Origin of the sequence: Cellulomonas sp. Root485, assembly GCF_001426705.1 — a bacterium.
In the GTDB taxonomy this organism is placed as follows: domain Bacteria; phylum Actinomycetota; class Actinomycetes; order Actinomycetales; family Cellulomonadaceae; genus Cellulomonas.
This window is the reverse complement of sequence record NZ_LMFC01000003.1, coordinates 458416-475222: the sequence shown is the minus strand read 5'-3', so window position 1 is coordinate 475222 and position 16807 is coordinate 458416. Positions and strand designations below refer to the sequence as shown.

Sequence of the window (16807 nt, the reverse complement as noted above, 5' to 3'; positions counted from 1 at the left end):
CTCAGCCGTGCAGCGGCAGGGTGAGGGTGGTCGGTGCACCGTCGACCAGACGGACCGGCACACCCCAGTCCTGGGCGTTCAGGTGGCAGGCCGGGTACTCGATCGCGGGGTCGGCGTCGCAGCTGGCCGCGTGCGCGGTGACGTGCAGGACGCCCTCCGGCACGGCCGGGTCGAGACGCAGCACCCGGTCGAGGGGGACGTCGTCACCGGCGCCCTCCAGCAGCAGGCCCGGCGGGGTCGATGACACCTGCAGGCGTGTCGACGGCCCGTAGCGGTCGTCGTACTTCTGCCCGGCTGCCGGGGTGAACACCACGTCGAGCCGGACCTCGCCGGGGGACAGCTCCGTGACGGGCCGCTGCGTGCGGTGCGAGCCCGAGTCCAGGATCTGGCCGACGAGCGTCGCGGGCAGGGCGATCCGGGTCAGCCGGTGGGCGGCCGACTCGACGACGAGCAGCGTCGACCCGCCGTCCAGCACGACGATCCCGCTGGGCTCGGCGAGACCGGTGGCGAGCGTGCTCACCGACCCGTCGGCGTACCGGCGGACGGCACCGTTGTAGGTGTCGGCGACGACGACCGAGCCGTCGGGCAGCACCGCGACGCCGAGCGGGTGCTGAAGGCGTGCCTCGTCGGCGGGTCCGTCGCGGTGGCCGAAGTCGAACAGCCCTTCGCCGACGACGGTGTGCACGGTCCGCTCCACCGGGTCCACCCAGCGCAGCGCGGACGTCTCGGAGTCGGCCAGCCAGAGCTTGTCGTCGGCGCCCACGGCCAGCCCCGACGGCTGCGCGAACCACGCCTCGTGCAGGGGGCCGTCGAGCAGGCCCTCGTTCATGGTGCCGCCGAGCAGCTCGATCGAGCCGTGCTCGTCGTCGAACGCCCAGAGCGTGTGGTTGCCGGCCATCGCGACGACGAACGCCCCGAGCGGCTCCGACCAGGCCACGTCCCACGGGGAGGACAGCTTCTGCCGACGAGGGCCGGGGACGAAGGGTGCCTGCGGAGACGTGCCGGTCGTGAGCGACGACGCGTACGCGGCCACCTCGTCGCCGGGCGTGCCGACGACCGGCATCGACGCGAGCTCCTCGTCGGCCTCGTCCTCGTCCGTCACCAGGAAGTTGTCCGCCGCACCGACCATGTACTGCTCGCCGGTCCCGGCGACGGTGCTGACGACGCCGTCCGCGAGCCGCACCCCGCGCAGCGCGTGGTTCACCGTGTCGGCGACGAGCACGTCGTACCCGAGCACCGACCGCAGCTCGTCCGGGACCAGGCACAGGCCGTTCGGCTCGCTGAACCGGGCCTCGTCGGGACCGCCGTCGACCAGCCCACGCTCGCCCGAGCCGATGCGCCGGACGAGCGTCTCGCCGTCGGCCTCGAGCTCCGCCAGGCTGTGGTGCCCGGCGTCGGCGACCAGCAGGTGCCCGTCCGGCAGGACGATCGCCTTGGCGGGGAACCGGAGCGTGCCCGCCGCGGGCGTGGGAGCCACGTACGGTCCGTCCCCGCGGTGCAGCGTGCCCTTGGCCTCGTGCTCGGCGATCAGCTCACCGACGAGGATCTCGACGTTGCGCTTGTGCCCCTCGCCGGCCATCTGCGCCACCACGTACCCCTCGGGGTCGATCACCACGAGCGTCGGCCACGCCCGCGCGGTGTAGGCCGACCACGTGACCAGCTGCGGGTCGTCGAGGACCGGGTGGTGCACCTCGTAGCGCTCGACCGCAGCGGCGAGGGCCACCGGGTCGGCCTCGTGCACGAACTTCGGGGAGTGCACCCCGACGATCACGAGCACGTCGCGGTGCTGCTCCTCCAGCTCGCGCAGCTCGTCCAGGACGTGCAGGCAGTTGATGCAGCAGAAGGTCCAGAAGTCGAGGATGACGATCTTCCCGCGCAGGTCGGCCAGCGTGACGGTGCGGCCGCCGGTGTTCAGCCACCCCCGCCCGACGAGCTCGGACGCACGGACCCGGGGCAGTCGACTCTCACGCACGCCCCCATTCTGCGCGACCCGGACAGGACGTCCGCACATCCGGTCGCCAGAACGCTCGAATGTGCGGACGTCGCGGCTGCTCGTAAGCAATGTCCGCAGATTCGGTCGTCGGGACGCTCGATCGTGCGGACGTCCGAGCGTGTGGTTGCTCCAGCAGCCACATCCTCGGACGGTGCGGGTCAGGCGCGGTCGAGGACGTAGATGCGCGGGTGGTGGCCCTTGGCGAACACCTTCGTCGTGGAGCGGACCCGCCAGAGGGCGTCGGCGTCGCGCAGGCAGCGTTCCATGACCTTGACCTCGTGCGTGAGGACGACGAACCGGGCGCCGGGCGCGGCCACGTCGTAGGCGGCCTGGAGCATGCCGGCGTGCACCTCGGCGTTGGTGGCGTGCGTGCCGTGCAGGGTGCCCCACGGTGGGTCGGCGAGGAGCAGGTCCCAGCCGGTGCCGACGGCCTCGGTCAGGGCGGGGCCGGTGCAGTCGGCCTGGAGCAGCCGGGCGTCGACCGCCCCCGCGCCGAGGTTCTCCGACGACGCGGTCAGGGCGTCGGCGGACAGGTCGACCCCGACCGCGTCGGCAGCGGGCCCTGCGGAGAGCCGCTCGACCAGGAGGGTCCCGGAGCCGCACATGAGGTTGAGCACGCGATCGCCGTCGTCGACGCCACCGAGGCGCACCATCGCCGCGGCGATCGTCGCGTTCGCCGCGCCGGGGAAGTCGGTGACCCGCCACCGGCGTGCGGACAGCGGCCGGGCGCCGATGCGGACCAGGACGTCCCAGCCGGGGTCTCCGGTCGACCCGGGGCGCACCCCGCGGCGCACCCGCAGGACCAGCTCGCCCTGCGACTCGTCGTACCGCAGACCCGTGGCCTCGGCCAGCAGCTCCGCGAGGCGCGCGAACACCGTCGAGTCGCTGCCCGCAGCCTCGAACCGGAACGACGAGGAGCTCCCGACCCGGAGCGAGGAGTACATGGCGTCGACGATGCGCTGGAGGTGGTCGCCGCTGGTCAGCGACTTGGGTCGGGGGACGTCGAACCGCAGGACGACGAACGCGGCGACGGCGGTGCGCAGGTCGAGCACCGCGGTCAGCGGTCCCCAGTGGGACACCTCGAGCGCGTCCTCACGGCCGGGCACGGGCATCGGGGCGCCGTCGAGCATGAGTACCTCGGCGGCCTCGTCGGCGAGCACGTCACCGAGGCCCGGGAGGAACGTCAGCTCCAGGCTGGTGGACCGCCGGACGGGTGGGCGGGTGCGTGGCCGGCGCCCGACCGGGTGGCTGCCGTGATGGGCGGGAGGAGTGCCACCGCGTGCGCGCTTCGCCACCGGGTCAGGCCGGCTGAAGGGTCGGCTCGGGTACGGGGACGAATGCCGTGGCACCGACGGCGCGGAGCACGAACGCCTCGGTCTGCGCGATCGCGCGGTCGCGCTCGGGGCCGTCGGCGGGGACACCTCGTCCGGACAGGCACGCGTTGATGAGCGGCACCGTGACGTCGAGGTCCTGCTCGGGGAAGGCGCCGGACTCGATGCCCGCGGCCAGGATCCGGCGGAGGATCTGCTCGACCACCACGACGTGCTCGCGGACGCGCTGCTGGGTACCGCGCGAGAGCACGGACCGCAGCTCCGGACCGGGGGCCAGGTGGTACACCTTCGTCAGCGCGGCCTGCTGGCGGACGTACGTCTGGAGCTGCTCGGTCGGGTCCTCGATGTCGTCCAGCGCGCGCTGCAGGGTGGCCGCGTACTGCTCGGTCTCGTGGGTGATGAACCCGAGCAGGAGGGACTCCTTGTCGGGGAAGTGGTTGTAGACGGCGGTGCGTCCGACGCCCGCGGCGGACGCGATCTCGGCGAGCGTGATCGCGTCGAACCCCTGGTCGGCCATGAGCGCCGAGAGGGCCGCGAAGAGCTTCTGGCGGGTCTGCTCGCGGTGCTCGTGCAGGGACCCGCCGATGATCTTGGGCATCGTGACATCATCGCACGTTCTGTCATCAAATGCGTCCGGGCTTCTGGTCGGCTGTCGCTGTACCGATAAATACGGCCGTTCCGCGTGATCACGCGGCAGAACGGCCGGAATTGTGCCCGATTCGGTGGTTCGTGTTCGTACACTCGAAACTGCGCGGGGGCCGGGTGGTCCCCGCGCGAGCATGCGTTCTCGACGGCGCAGTCGGGAGGAGTCGAGATGACGGAGATCGTGGACACCGCCCGAGTGCGTGCTGCCCACGAGCGCTTCGTCACCACCGGCCAGCTCTCCAGCCGTGCGGTCCGCTCCGTCGTCGCCGACTCCTGGCGCCGCAGCCAGCGCAGCGGCGTCGACCCCGAGGTGCAGAACGCACCCGTCGACATGGGCGGCAACGACCTCACCGGCTACCGCAGCTCCCTCGCGCTCGCCGCCGCCATGCCCGTCGTGCGGGACCTGCTCGTCGCACCCGGCGCGGACGCCGGCTGGGTGACCGCACTGACCGACGACGTCGGCCGGATGCTGTGGGTCGAGGGCGACCAGTCGCTGCGGCGCCGGGTCGAGGGCGTGGGCTTCGTGGAGGGCGGGGTGTGGCGCGAGGACTCCGCCGGCACCAACGCGCTCGGCACCGCGCTGGTCACCGACCAGCCCGTGCAGGTGGTGGAGGCCGAGCACTACGCCCGCAAGGTCCAGCCGTGGAACTGCACGGCCGTCCCCATCCATGCCGCGAGCGGGCAGGTTCTCGGCGTCCTCGACGTCACGGGCGGCCCGACGGTGGCGACCGGCCTCGTGATGGCCCTGGTCCGCGCGACGGTCGCCGCCGTCGAGGCGGAGCTCGCCCGCGTCGCGCCGACGCCCACCGAGAAGCACCCCGTCATCGTGCTCAGCGGCACGTCGACCGCGCGACTGCGGGTCCTCGGCACCCCGACGGTGCACATCAACGGGATCGACGTCCGGCTCAGCCTGCGCCACGCCGAGCTCCTCCTGCTCCTCGCCCGGCACCCCGCCGGGCTGAGCGCCGACGAGCTCGCCGTGCTGCTCAGCGAGCACGAGCTGTCGGACGTCACGGTGCGGGCCGAGGTCTCGCGCCTGCGCCGGCTCGTCGGCCCCCTGCTCAGCGAGTCCCGCCCCTACCGCCTGACGGCGCCTCTGCGCACCGACGTCGACATGGTGCACGCCCTGCTCGACACCGGCGACGTCGACGCCGCCCTCACCGCCTACCCGGGGCCGGTCCTCGCCCGGTCCGTGGCGCCCGGGGTGGAACGGATCCGCGACGAGCTCGCCGCCGACGTGCGCGCGGCCGTGCTGGCCAGCCCGCTGCCCGGGGTGGTGAGCCGCTGGCTCGCCTCCGACGCGGGAGCCGACGACTGGCAGGCCTGGGAGCGGCTGGCCTGGCTGGCGCCCAAGGGGTCGCCGGTGCACGTCCGCGCCGTCGGCCGCCTCGACCTGCTGGGGCACCGTCTCGGAGCGCCCCGGCACGCCTGACGAGCGCGCACAGCCCCACCCTCACCTGCAACCTTCCTGCAACGTGCCGCGCCCTACGTTCCTCACGTAACGAGGCGGCCCTTGCTGGTCGGCGGGGTAGACGAGCGGCGGCTGGGCGAGGATCGGAGGGGAGCTTCGCCCGGCCGCAGCGCTCACAGCAAGGGATGACCAGGGGGGCACGATGATCATCGACGCAGGAGAGCCCGGACGCGACGTCTGGCTCGACACGCGTGACGACGGCTGGATCGCGGGGGAGTTCGTGTCCCCGGCCGCGGGCCGGATCGACGAGACCGGATACCGCCGCCGCGACCTCCCGAGCGCGACGTGGATGACGTACTCCGGCTACGAGGCGGACCACTAATCTTCCGTTCATGACGAACGAGGAGATCCAGCCCGACACCAAGGACTGGACCTGGGTCCTGTCGCAGCGGTGCCCCGAGTGCGGGTTCACCGCGACGGACGTCGACGGCCCCGCGATCGCCGGGACCGTGCGCGACCTGTCCCCGCGGTGGGTGTCCGCGCTGCACCGCGCCGACGCCCGGGACCGCCCGGACCCGACCACGTGGTCGACGCTCGAGTACGGCGCGCACGTGCGTGACGTGATGCGGATCTTCGGTGCCCGCCTGGACCTGCTGCTCTCGCAGGACGACCCGCTGTTCGAGAACTGGGACCAGGACGCGACGGCGATCGCGGACCGGTACGACCTCCAGGACCCGCAGGTGGTCGCCGTCGAGCTCACCGAGGCGGCGGACAGCACGGCCGACCTGTTCGACTCGGTGTCCGGCGACCAGTGGGGCCGTTCCGGGCGACGGTCGAACGGGTCGCAGTTCACGGTGCTGACGCTGGGGCAGTACTTCCTGCACGACGTCGTCCACCACCTGCACGACGTCCACGCCTGACTGGGGCAGAGCGACCTCACGTTTGTCCACAGGCTGTGTCCACAGCCGTGTGCAACACCGCTGAACCTGTGGACAACCCGCTGACCAGCCCGGACTCGCCGGATGGCGCGCCGAAACTTCACCCGCTCGAATCACAACCTGTGTACGGTCCTCCGGCATGAGCCTGCCGCTGGTCGACCTCCCCAGGGACCTGGAGGGCCGGAACGTCCTCGTGGTGCCGCGGGGCACCGACGTCGTCGTCCTGGCGACCGCCTGGTTCCCTGACGCATCGTGGTTGCGCGAGCCGGTGAGTGCCGACGAGGCAGCCAAGGCGCGCCCCATGACCGGCGCGCGATTCCGGGGCATCTCCTCGGTCGTCGCCGAGGCAGCACCCGGCCTGCTGCGGCTGAACGGCGCCGCCTCGCTCGAGGGACCGACGTCGATGGGTCGGGCGCAGGCCCAGTCCGCCGGCCTGGCCGTGCCGGAGGTCGACCTGTACGCGCTCGTCCCCGCCGACCCGCGGGCGTCCCTCGACCTGGTCTACGGCTGGATGGCCGCGGCCGCGCGCCGGGCCGCCGGCAGCATCATCCCCGCGGACCGGGCGCTGCCGGTGGTGGTGCCCGACCCCGGCGCCGCGGTCGACCTGACCCTCTGGTCGCCGATGCCGCTGTCCGCCCAGGACGCGCTGCCGCTGGTGCGGCCGGCCATGACCGGCGCGCGCGTCGGGCCGACGGACGTCCCGCACCCACAGCCGTCCGCGGGGACCTCGGCTCCGCCGACGTTCTCCGTGACCGCGACCTTCGAGTACGACGGGGCGATCACCGTGCGGACCGGGCGCTCCACCGAGGTGCCGGTGGCGCTGTCTCGGCTGGACTGGCGGGAGTTCGGGCCCTGGTCGTACCACATCACCTGGAACCCGCCGGAGCCCGAAGAGCTGCGCAGCGAGCACCCCTCGCAGCTGCACCTCATCGCGCGCTCGCGGGTCGAGCCGTCGGTCGCACGCATCGCGGCCGCGCTGTGGCGGGCGGTCGGCGGGACCGTCGTGGACAGCGGCGGGTTCATCGTCCCGCCCGGCGAGCTGCAGGACCGGGCGACCGCGCGGCGTTAGGCGAACGGCTCGCTTCCCGCGGGCACCAGGTCGACCGACACGGTGAGCCGGGAGCCGGACCCTTCGGTGAAGATGACTCCGCGCAGCGGCGGGACGTCGTCGTAGTCGCGACCCCAGCCGAGCAGCACGTAGCGGTCGTCCACCAGCTGGTCGTTGGTCGGGTCGACCTCCACCCAGCCGGCGCCCGGCACCCAGGCGGACACCCACGCGTGCGAGGCGTCGGCTCCCCGGAGCTTCTCCCGGCCGGCCGGGGGACGGGTCTCGATGTAGCCGCTGGAGTACCGCGCGGGCAGCCCGTGGAGGCGCAGCGCCGCGATCATCAGGTGCGCGAAGTCCTGGCAGACGCCCGCCTTCTGCGCGAGCAGCTGGGCCTGCGTGGTGTGCACCGTGGTGGAGCCCGAGCGGTAGGCCAGCTCGGTGCGGATCCGGTGGGCGAGCTCGATGAGGACGTCGACCACCGGTCGGTCCGACGCGAACGTCGGGGCGGCCCAGTCGCGGACCTCGTCGACGAACGTGACGTGCGGCGACGGCAGCAGCGCCTCGCGCAGGTCCACGATGCTGGGGTCCAGCCGGCCCACCTCGCCGGCGGCGACCCGGCGCGCCACGTCGTGCCACCCGACCGTGGGCAGCACCGCGGGGTCGGGTGCCTGTCGGGTCACCTCGATGGTGGACCGCGCCGTGACGACCAGCCGGGTGTGCGGTGTGATGACGCCGAAGTACGTGGTCCGGTTGCCGAAGTAGTCGACCCACTGGTTGGTGTCCGCGGGTGCCGGGTCGATCTCGACGGTCGTCGACAGGCACGTCTGCCCGGGGACGTCGCGGGGCGTCATCGTGGTGCGGCCGTAGGAGTCCGTCACCACGTTCGCGTACGAGTACGTCGTGCGGTGCACCAGGTCGTAGGTCCGGCTCACTCGCCACCACCGTCCCGGGCGTCCCAGGGGTCCTCGAGCGCGCGGCTCGGGGCGAGCCGGACGAAGTGCACGCGCTCGATCTCGTCGGCGGCGGAGTGGAGGCGCCACAGCATCGACTCGAGCGTCTCGGCCAGCCGCGCGCGCCGGCCGTCGTCGGTGACCGCGGCGCTGACGGCGACCGGGTCCACCTCGGCCAGCAGGTCGACGACGTCGGACAGCAGGTGGTCGCGCTGGTCGGGGGCCCGCCCGGCCAGCGGCACGAGGGCGAGCGACTCCTGGAGCCGGTCCAGCTGGTAGGCGAGCGAGCGGGGGTTGGTGCCGTCGAGCAGCAGCAGCTCGAGCACCTCCGCGAGGCCGGCCCCCGTCTGGTGGCGACGCCGGAACGTGATCGCCGACTCGTGCGCCAGCAGCACCGACTCGAGCACCACGGCGTCGACGTCGGCGGACCGTTGCTGCACGACCGTGGCCAGCAGGCGCTCGACCAGGTGCTGCGCGCGCTCGATGCGCCGCCCCGCGTCGAGGAACTGCCAGCCGACGTCCCGCACCAGACCCTCCGCGGTGATCCCGGCGACGGCGAGCAGCCCTTCGAGCACCTTGTCGAGCGCGGGCCGCAGGCCGGCCGTCATGGTGCTGCCGGCGTCGACCCCGAGGTCCAGGGAGTCCCGGCCGTGCGTCCGGCCGCGCGTCTTGCCGCGCTCGTCGCGCAGCGCCCGCTCGATGCGCGCCAGCGGGCCGAACGTGTCGGTGGAGAGCTGGTCGCGCACCGCGGCGGCCGCGGCGGCCAGCCGGCGGACCGACCGCGCGACCGTCCCCGCGGTGCGCGGGTCCAGGACCAGGTCGCGGAACGCCGGGAGGCCCTCGTCCGTGGGGGTGAGCGAGGAGATGAGGACGTCGAGCGCGCGACCGCCCGCGGAGGCCGGGTGCTGGTGGAAGTCGTCCCAGCGGTCGACCACGACGCGCAGCACGCGGCTGGCGTCCTCCGCGCGCTCCGCGTAGCGGCCCATCCAGTACAGGTTCTCGGCGGTGCGCGGCGAGATGCCGGTCGCCGGTCGGCGCGGTGTCGCGACCTCCCCGGCCGCCGACTCGTCGGACGGCACCCACGGCTCGACCGGCGCGTCCGGCTGCGTGGAGAGCACCCACACGTCCTTCGCGGCGGCGCCCAGGGCCGACGAGACGACGTGCCCCGACGCGACGCGCGCGAGCCCGCCGGCCAGGACCGTGTACGTGCCGCCGTGCGCGACGGCGTAGGTCCGCAGCACCGCGGCACGCGGGCCGAGGTCGGCGGGACCGACACCCTCCGCGGATGGCAGGTCGCTGCCGACGCCCACCGGCATCCCGTCCACCGTCGGGCCGGCCGGGCCCACCGGCTCCTGGCCCACCCAGTGCCACGGCTCCGCGGCGATCCGTGCGGCCAGCTGCTCGCGCTCGCGGTGGCTGAGCGTCCAGCCGAGGATCGTGCCGACGTCGGTGCCGCGGACCGTCGGCAGCACCACGAGCCGTTCGAGGTGGGTCAGGACGTGCTGCAGAGACTTGGGCTCGCCGCACCACCAGGTGGGGGCGGACGCCAGCGCGAGGTCCTGGTCGAGCACCGCGTTCGCCAGCCGCGGCAGGTACGTGAGCAGGGCCGGGTTCTCCAGCACCGAGCTGCCCAGGGGGTTGACCACGCTCACCGTCCCGGCGCGCACCGCCCGGACCAGCCCCGGCACGCCGAGGCGCGACCCCTGCCGCAGGTCCAGCGGGTCGCACCACTCGGCGTCGACGCGTCGCAGCACCACGTCGACCGGCTCGAGGCCCTCGACACCGCGCATCCAGACGCGGCCGTCGCGGACCAGCAGGTCGGAGCCCTCGACCAGCGGCAGGCCGAGCATCGAGGCCAGGTACGCCTGGTCGAACGCGGTCTCGCTGGACGGCCCCGAGGTGAGCAGGACGACGCGGGGCTGCTCGGCGCGGCCCGGGGCCACGTCGCGCAGCGCGAGCCGCAGCGCACGGAAGAACGGTCCGAGGCGCTGGATGGACGCCTGCCGGTAGACCCCCGAGAGGACCTGGGAGACGACGCGGCGGTCCTCCATCGCGTAGCCGACGCCCGACGGCGCCTGCGTCCGGTCCGCGACCGCGCACCACCCGCCCGCGCCGTCGCGCACCAGGTCCGTCGCCGTGAGCACCAGCTCGCGCCCGCCGGGCAGCCGCAGGCCGTCGACCGCCCGCACGAACCCGGGGTGACCGAGCACGACCGTGGGCGGCAGGAGCTTGTCGGTCAGCAGCAGCCGGTGGCCGTAGGCGTCCTGCAGGATGGCGTCCAGCAGCTCGGCCCGCTGCACCAGCGCCGCGTCCAGGCGAGCCCACTCCGGCTCGTCGACGATGACCGGCAGCGGGTCCAGGTGCCAGGGGTGCTCCCCGTCCTCCTGGTCCGCCCCGTACGTGACGCCGTGGTCCGCGAGCAGCCGCTCGGCCTCGTCGCGCGCGCGCGCCAGGCCAGGCTCCGTGGGTGCGTCCGCGGGGTCGGGGAGCCACGACCAGTCGGGACGATGATCGACGAGTCCCGACTCGCCCTGCAGGCGGGGGGAGGAGAGCAGGTCGGTCACACAGAGGAGTGTGTCCTACGACGACGCCGTCCGCGGAGGTCGGCACGCAGGTGACGGCTCAGAGCAGCCGTGGGTCGGGGGTGACGTCCTGCACGGAGACGTCGACCCGGACGCGGTCCACCGGGGCGTCGGCCAGACCGAGCGTCTCGGCGACCGTGTCGGCGGCAGCGCGCCGGACCTTGTCGGCCAACGGCACCAGCGGGGTGCCGTACAGCGCGACGAGCTCCACGGTCAGGCGGTCCAGCTCGTCGTCGGCGGTCGTCGTGCACGTGATGCGCAGCGCGCCGGCGTCGGCCACCTCCGCGACGGCCGAGCCGACGCGGGACACCAGGACGGCCGACGCCACCAGGAGCTCCCCGCCGGGCAGCCGGCCGCGGACCGGTGCGGAGGGTCGGAACGCGCGGACGGCCGCCGCCACGACGTCGTCGCGCAGCGTGACCCAGCCGCTGTCGGTGTGCTCGCGCAGCGTCCGGGCGGCCTGCGTGAGGAGCTGCTCCCCGTTCATCGCCACTCCTCCATCCGCTGGACCAGGTACCCGCGTGCCCGGTGGAGCTGGCCACGGACCGTGCTCGTCGTCGTCCCCGACACCTCCGCGATCTGCTCGTACGACAGACCCTCGACCTCCCGCAGCAACCAGGTCGAGCGCGGGCCCGGCGGGAGCTCCCGCAGCGCTGCGTTCAGCGCCTCGAGCAGGTCCGTGCCTTCCGCCGAGAGCGCCGGGTCGAGCGCACGAGGATCGACCTCGTCGACCGGGGCGAACGGCAGGGGCATGGCCGTACGGGTCCGTCGACGTTGCAGCGAGCGCACCTTGTGCGCCGTGATGGCGAACAGCCAGGTGCGCAGCGACGACCGGCCCGCGAACTGCGGCAACGAGGTCCACGCGGCGGCGAACGCCTCCTGCACGCAGTCCTCGGTGTCCTGTGGATCATCGAGCATGCGGCGGGCATAGCGATAGAGCGCCGGGCCGTGCCGGTCGACGATCACCCGGAACGCGGCACGGTCCAGCAGCGCCGCCCTGCGGGCGAGCACCGCGTCCGGGATCTCGTCGGCGTCCATCCCGAGCAGCGTGCGTCCGGAGGTCGGGCACCGCATCCCGGGAAGTGTGACCCAGGTCACACGAGGAGGCCGTGACGAACCGGGCGGAACAGCGACCAACCGTATGCACGTCACCAGCCGAGAGAGGTCACCATGAGCGAGCCCGCCACGACAGTCACCGCCCCCGCCGCCCGTGCCCGACAGAGCGCGCTCGTCACGCCCGAGGGCAGCACCACCATCGCGGACACGGTGGTCAGCAAGATCGCCGGCATCGCGACGAGCGAGGTCACCGGGGTGCACTCCCTCGGCGGCGGCACCGCCCGAGCGATCGGCAACCTGCGCGAGCGCATCCCCGGCGCCCGCACCAACTACTCGCAGGGCGTCTCCGTCGAGGTCGGCGAGACCGAGGCGGCCGTCGACCTCGACCTCGTCGCCGAGTACGGAGTCTCGATCGCGGACCTCGCCGACGGCATCCGTCGCAACGTCATCAGCGCCGTCGAGCGGATGACCGGCCTGCGCGTGGTGGAGGTGAACGTCACCGTCAACGACGTGCACCTGCCGCAGGACGACGCACAGCAGTCTGTCCCGCAGGAGCAGCGGGTCCAGTGACCGACGTCCCGGAGCACGTGCCGACGCCGCTGGAGGTGGCGCAGGACGTCGTGCCCCTCGACCTCGTCGAGCCCGGCCCGGAGGTCGTCGTGCTCGACGACGTCATCCCCGACCCGGTCCCGCTCACCCCCGCCGAGGTCGTCGCCGCAGCGGTCCTGGCCGTTCCCGGCGTCGTCGCGCTCCACGGCGGGCGCTTCGGCGGGCTGGGCACCTACCTGCCCGGCCGTCGGGTCACGGGCGTCCGGATCGACGACGAAGGCACCGAGGTGCACGTCGTCGTCTCCGACCTCGCGCCCGTGCCCGAGACGGCCGCGCGGGTCCAGCGAGCCGTCTCCGCGGTCGCACCCATGCCCGTCCGCGTCCACGTCGAGGACATCGACACCATCGTCTGAGGAGTCACCGTGTCATCTGTCGCCATCGGGCTGTTCGCCGGCCTGCTGCTCGCCCTCGTCGCCGCCGTCGGCGGGTTCGACATGTTCATGCTGGCCCTGGTCCTCGCGGCCGTCGGCGTGGTCGTCGGCCTGGCGGTCGACGGCCGGATCGACGTCACCGGTCTGCTCTCCGGCCGTGGCCGTGGCTGACGTGCGCGGCACCCTCACCATCGCCGACCGGGCGCTGACGCGGATCGCGCGTCAGGTGACGCTCGACGTCCCGGGCGTCGCACCCGAGCAGGAGTCCGTCGGCACGGTCGGCCGGACGCTCGGCCGCGGCTACCCGCGGGTCCGCTGGCAGCGGGCGGGGACGAAGGCGCGCGTCGAGGTGGAGGTGGCGATCAGCTGGCCGGCCTCGGCCGCGCAGGTCACCACCGGCGTCCAGGCGGCGCTGCACCGCGAGCTGGAGCGGCTGGCGGGTCAGGAGCTCGCCCACGTCAGCGTCGCGGTGCGTGAGGTCGTCCGCGCCTCTGCCTCCGCCCGACCGGTCGCGAGGGTGCGATGACCCACGTGGACACCCCTCGCGGCTTCGCCCCCGCCGCAGCGGCCACCCGGGCCGGCCGGGTCGCGTGGTGGAGCATCGCGCTCGCGGTCCTGCTCGTCGCGCTCGGGGTGCTCGTGCTCCGCGAGGCGCTCGTCGCCGCCGGCCGGGTGGACGGTGAGCCGTGGATCGCCCCGGTCGTCGACTCCCTCGACGGGGTCGTGCCGTCGGTGCTGGTGAGCGTCGTCGGTGTCGTCGTCGCCCTGCTCGGGCTGTGGCTCGTGGTCGTCGCGCTGGGCCGTCGGGTCCGCACGCGGCTGGACGTCACGTCGTCGACCGGGACGACCCTCGGCCTCAACGACGCCGCACGGCTCGCCGCCTCGGCCGCCGACGAGGTCGACCGCGTGCTGTCCGCGCGGGCGTCGGCCGGCCGCCGGTCCGTCACCGTCACGGTGACCACGCTCGAGGGTGACGACGTCACCGACGCCGTCCGCACCGCGGTACGCGAGCGCCTGGCGCCGCTCGCGCAGCCGCTGTCCGTCAAGGTGGTCAGCCGCGTGACCGCCGGTCTGCACGCAGGAGGTGACGGGCGATGAGGCGGTCGGTCCTGGCGTTCGACCGGGTGCTCGTCGTGCTCCTCGGCCTCGTCCTGATCGTGCTCGGAGTGGCCGCCGTGGGCTGGCAGGCGGGATTCCTGGGGTCCGTGTGGGCCGACGTCCCCGACGAGATCTCCGTCGACTCCACGACGGTGACCGAGGCATCGAGCTTCGCCGTGGTCGCCGGCGTCGTCGGCGCGGCGCTGATCGTCGTGGGGCTGTGCTGGCTGGTCGCGCACCTGCCCCGGCGATCCGTCGGGTCGCTGCGTCTGCCGTCGGGGGAGCAGCCGGGCAGGCTCGTCGTCGACCCGGGACCCGCTGTGGCGACCGCCGCGGAGGTGCTGGCCGACGACCCCCTGGTCCGGTCCGCCCGTGGTGCCGTGCTGGCCGACCGCGGGGAGAACGTCGTGCGGCTGCGGGCCACGGTCGACCCGGACGCGGACCTCGGTGAGGTGGTCGCCGCATGCGACCGGGTGCTCGCCGACCTCGCGCACGTCCTGCCCGCCGACCAGCTGCGCTCGCGCGTCGAGCTGTCGGTCCTGCGCCGCGGAGAGGTCGGACCGAGAGTGCGCTGAGGTCGCTCTCACCCTCGCGTCGGTGGTCGGGTGGAGACTCGGAGCCACACGCGAGCGAAGGAGTCACCGATGGGTCGGGACGCGGTCACGGGATGGGTCGAGCGGTACGAGGAGGCGTGGCGGGCGCAGGACGTGGACGGCCTGGACCTGCTGTTCGCTCCGGACGCGCGCTACCTGCGCTCGCCGTACGACGCGGAGCCGCTGGAAGGGCTGGACGCGATCAAGGGGTTCTGGGTGGATCCCACGCCGTTCACCATGACGGCGACGGTGGTCGCGGCGGACGGCCCTGACGCCGTCGTCAGGGTCGAGGTCCGGTACGGCGGCGAGAAGCCGCAGGAGTACCGGGACCTGTGGGTGCTGCGGTTCGGTCCGGACGGGCGCGCAGAGCTGTTCGAGGAGTGGGCCTACTGGCCCGAGAAGACGTACTCCGCGTCCTCGTGACAGCGGTCGGCGGACCTCAGTGCAGCAGGGAGACGATCTCCCACGATCCAGGGTCGGGCTGAGCGGCGATCTGCTCGCGGGCGAGCGCGAACGCCTCCTCAGGTGTCGGGACGACGACGCTCGCATGGAACGTCGTCGCGCTGCTCAGCACGCTGTACAGCGGGCCCAGGGGGTTGCCGTCGTCGTCGCACTTGCCGACGGCGACGATGAACGCCTGGTGCAGCAGGTCGGGGGCGGAGTCAGTGATGAGCGTCACTCCCTGGATATCGGCACGTCGGGGCCGATCCTGGAACGAAGATCGCAGTGAACGCGTGAGAAAGTCGTGTGCATGCCTGCCGCACCCGGGATGATCCGCCCGTTCCACCCGTCCGACCTCCCGGCGATCTACCGCATCTGCCTGCTCACGGGGGAGGCCGGCGGCGACGCGACCGCGCTGTACCGCGACCCCGACCTGCTGGGGCACCTCTACGCCGGCCCGTACCCGGTGGCCGACCCGGGGCTGACGTTCGTGGTCGTCGACGAGCTCGGGCCGGTGGGCTACATCGTGGCGACGGCCGACACCCACCGGTTCGAGCAGTGGCTCGAGCGGCAGTGGTGGCCGGCGCTGCGGACCCGGTACCCGGTGCGTGAGGACCCGCACGACGGCACCGAGGACCACGTGCTCGTCGGCCGCATCCACGAGTGGGCCGCTGCCGACGACTCCCTGTTCGACCGGTTCCCGGCGCACATGCACATCGACCTGCTCCCGCGGGCACAGGGGCTCGGGCTCGGTCGCCGGCTCGTCGAGACCCTCGCGGCGGCGCTGCGCGAGCGGGGCGTGCCGGGGCTGCACCTCGGGGTGGACAGCCGCAACGAGGGGGCCATCGCGTTCTACACACGCGTCGGCTTCACCGAGGCCGCGCGCCACGACTGGGGCAGGACGCTGACGCTCGACCTCAGGTGACGGGGCCGTCGCGGCGCAGCGCCAGCACCCGGTCGACGTCCTCGACCGTCACGCCCGGCAGGTCGAGGACGTGCCGCAGCTGGGTCAGCGTGTCCACCGGCTCGGGCGCCTTCTTCCGTGGCGCCAGGAACACGTTGGCCAGGTAGCCGGTGAACGTCCCGAAGATGCCGACGCCGACGACGATGATCATGGAGCCGACGATCCGCCCCGCGTTGGTGACGGGGTACTGGTCGCCGTAGCCGACGGTCGAGATGGTGGCGATCGTGTACCAGAGCGCGTCGGACGCGGTCGTGATGTTGGCGCCCGGGGCGTCGTCCTCGATGCGCAGGATCGTGAGGCTGCCGAACTGCAGCACGAGGACGCCCGCGAGGAGCAAGGTGTAGAGCGCACTGCCCGCGCGGTCGCGGATCAGCGTCCGCAGCACCTTGCGGCCGCCGACCCCGCGCAGGAGCCGGACGACGCGGACCAGCCGGAAGATGCGCAGGAACTTGAGCTCGGGGAACGGCAGGCTGGCGAGCAGGTCGGCCCAGCCGAAGTGCCGGAAGAAGTAGCCCCTTCGCGACGGGGCCGTCGCCAGCCGGTAGCTGAAGTCGAGCAGGAAGACGCCGCTGAAGATCGCGTTCATGATCAGCAGGACGTTCTGCAGGTCCTCGTCCTGGCGGGTGAGCACGACGAGGAACAGGTTGAAGATCGACAGCAGCGAGAGCGCGCCGATGAAGATCTCGTAGCCGATGCCCTTCAGCTCACTGCGCGGCGCGCTCACGCCAGGAGTCTGGCACGCAGCGCCGGGGCCGCCGGGCTGTTCGCCGGACGTGT

The 16807-nt window shown here is 73.4% G+C and carries 21 protein-coding genes; 12 read left to right on the top strand and 9 right to left on the bottom strand.

The genetic code is table 11. The features are described 5' to 3' along the window. Nucleotide 1: 1 nt before the first annotated feature. From ASD16_RS16010 to ASD16_RS16000, 3 genes are all read right to left on the bottom strand, one after another. Nucleotides 2-2011 carry an NHL domain-containing thioredoxin family protein gene (locus tag ASD16_RS16010; RefSeq protein ID WP_055919634.1) on the bottom strand — a complete coding sequence of 670 codons (2010 nt, stop codon included), beginning with the start codon at nt 2009-2011 and terminating at the stop codon, nt 2-4. 140 nt (nt 2012-2151) lie between these two features. Continuing rightward, entirely contained in the window at nt 2152-3288 is a 1137-nt protein-coding gene (locus ASD16_RS16005) for a methyltransferase (protein ID WP_235523354.1), read from the bottom strand. 4 nt (nt 3289-3292) lie between these two features. Continuing rightward, nucleotides 3293-3922, bottom strand: a complete 630-nt coding sequence (locus tag ASD16_RS16000) for a TetR/AcrR family transcriptional regulator (protein WP_055919630.1) — start codon at nt 3920-3922, stop codon at nt 3293-3295. 216 nt (nt 3923-4138) lie between these two features. Between ASD16_RS16000 and ASD16_RS15995 the strand changes: the two genes are divergently transcribed. The 4 genes from ASD16_RS15995 (at nt 4139) to ASD16_RS15980 (ending at nt 7387) form a co-directional block, all read left to right on the top strand. Further along, a complete protein-coding gene (locus ASD16_RS15995; RefSeq protein WP_055919627.1) occupies nt 4139-5401 on the top strand; it encodes a GAF domain-containing protein in 1263 nt (420 codons plus the stop codon). 181 nt (nt 5402-5582) lie between these two features. Continuing rightward, entirely contained in the window at nt 5583-5762 is a 180-nt protein-coding gene (locus ASD16_RS15990; RefSeq protein WP_055919624.1) for a hypothetical protein, read from the top strand. Between the two features lie 10 nt (nt 5763-5772). Beyond that, nucleotides 5773-6300, top strand: a complete 528-nt coding sequence (locus tag ASD16_RS15985; RefSeq protein WP_055919621.1) for a DinB family protein — start codon at nt 5773-5775, stop codon at nt 6298-6300. Between the two features lie 157 nt (nt 6301-6457). After that, nucleotides 6458-7387 (top strand): hypothetical protein, encoded by a 930-nt coding sequence (locus tag ASD16_RS15980; protein ID WP_055919619.1) that lies wholly within the window; start codon nt 6458-6460, stop codon nt 7385-7387. Here ASD16_RS15980 and ASD16_RS15975 read toward each other — a convergent pair. From ASD16_RS15975 to ASD16_RS15960, 4 genes are read right to left on the bottom strand one after another with little or no spacing between them, the layout of a single operon-like run. Beyond that, complete coding sequence (locus ASD16_RS15975; RefSeq protein ID WP_055919613.1) at nt 7384-8298, bottom strand: transglutaminase family protein; 915 nt, start codon at nt 8296-8298, stop codon at nt 7384-7386. The two genes, ASD16_RS15980 and ASD16_RS15975, sit on opposite strands and share 4 nt — an antisense overlap. Beyond that, nucleotides 8295-10880: a circularly permuted type 2 ATP-grasp protein gene (locus ASD16_RS15970; RefSeq protein ID WP_055919611.1), complete on the bottom strand. Its 2586-nt coding sequence runs from the start codon at nt 10878-10880 to the stop codon at nt 8295-8297. The genes ASD16_RS15975 and ASD16_RS15970 overlap by 4 nt, the downstream gene beginning before the upstream one ends. A 58-nt stretch (nt 10881-10938) precedes the next feature. After that, the gene (locus ASD16_RS15965; RefSeq protein WP_055919610.1) at nt 10939-11385 is read right to left on the bottom strand and encodes a hypothetical protein; all 447 of its coding nucleotides are present in this window, start codon (nt 11383-11385) and stop codon (nt 10939-10941) included. Continuing rightward, the gene (locus ASD16_RS15960; RefSeq protein ID WP_055920620.1) at nt 11382-11936 is read right to left on the bottom strand and encodes an RNA polymerase sigma factor; all 555 of its coding nucleotides are present in this window, start codon (nt 11934-11936) and stop codon (nt 11382-11384) included. The genes ASD16_RS15965 and ASD16_RS15960 overlap by 4 nt, the downstream gene beginning before the upstream one ends. 132 nt (nt 11937-12068) lie before the next feature. On the opposite strand from ASD16_RS15960, the gene ASD16_RS15955 reads away from it, so the two are divergent. From ASD16_RS15955 to ASD16_RS15925, 7 genes are all read left to right on the top strand, one after another. Further along, nucleotides 12069-12524, top strand: coding sequence for an Asp23/Gls24 family envelope stress response protein (locus tag ASD16_RS15955; protein WP_055919608.1), 456 nt, complete (start codon nt 12069-12071; stop codon nt 12522-12524). Further along, nucleotides 12521-12916: a hypothetical protein gene (locus ASD16_RS15950; protein ID WP_235523353.1), complete on the top strand. Its 396-nt coding sequence runs from the start codon at nt 12521-12523 to the stop codon at nt 12914-12916. Before ASD16_RS15955 ends, ASD16_RS15950 begins: the two co-directional genes overlap by 4 nt. 9 nt (nt 12917-12925) lie before the next feature. Then, nucleotides 12926-13105 carry a hypothetical protein gene (locus ASD16_RS15945; RefSeq protein WP_055919605.1) on the top strand — a complete coding sequence of 60 codons (180 nt, stop codon included), beginning with the start codon at nt 12926-12928 and terminating at the stop codon, nt 13103-13105. Continuing rightward, complete coding sequence (locus tag ASD16_RS15940) at nt 13092-13460, top strand: Asp23/Gls24 family envelope stress response protein (RefSeq protein ID WP_055919603.1); 369 nt, start codon at nt 13092-13094, stop codon at nt 13458-13460. The genes ASD16_RS15945 and ASD16_RS15940 overlap by 14 nt, the downstream gene beginning before the upstream one ends. Further along, the gene (locus ASD16_RS15935; RefSeq protein ID WP_157453971.1) at nt 13457-14032 is read left to right on the top strand and encodes a DUF6286 domain-containing protein; all 576 of its coding nucleotides are present in this window, start codon (nt 13457-13459) and stop codon (nt 14030-14032) included. The genes ASD16_RS15940 and ASD16_RS15935 overlap by 4 nt, the downstream gene beginning before the upstream one ends. Next, the gene (locus ASD16_RS15930) at nt 14029-14607 is read left to right on the top strand and encodes a hypothetical protein (protein WP_055919599.1); all 579 of its coding nucleotides are present in this window, start codon (nt 14029-14031) and stop codon (nt 14605-14607) included. Before ASD16_RS15935 ends, ASD16_RS15930 begins: the two co-directional genes overlap by 4 nt. Nucleotides 14608-14676: 69 nt before the next feature. Continuing rightward, the gene (locus ASD16_RS15925) at nt 14677-15048 is read left to right on the top strand and encodes a nuclear transport factor 2 family protein (protein ID WP_055919595.1); all 372 of its coding nucleotides are present in this window, start codon (nt 14677-14679) and stop codon (nt 15046-15048) included. A gap of 16 nt (nt 15049-15064) precedes the next feature. Here ASD16_RS15925 and ASD16_RS15920 read toward each other — a convergent pair whose 3' ends face one another. Continuing rightward, complete coding sequence (locus ASD16_RS15920) at nt 15065-15304, bottom strand: hypothetical protein (RefSeq protein WP_055919587.1); 240 nt, start codon at nt 15302-15304, stop codon at nt 15065-15067. A gap of 72 nt (nt 15305-15376) precedes the next feature. On the opposite strand from ASD16_RS15920, the gene ASD16_RS15915 reads away from it, so the two are divergent. After that, nucleotides 15377-15991, top strand: a complete 615-nt coding sequence (locus ASD16_RS15915; protein ID WP_055919583.1) for a GNAT family N-acetyltransferase — start codon at nt 15377-15379, stop codon at nt 15989-15991. On the opposite strand, the gene ASD16_RS15910 is transcribed toward ASD16_RS15915, so the two are convergent. Beyond that, entirely contained in the window at nt 15984-16754 is a 771-nt protein-coding gene (locus ASD16_RS15910) for a potassium channel family protein (RefSeq protein WP_055919579.1), read from the bottom strand. The genes ASD16_RS15915 and ASD16_RS15910 overlap by 8 nt on opposite strands. Nucleotides 16755-16807 lie beyond the last annotated feature (53 nt).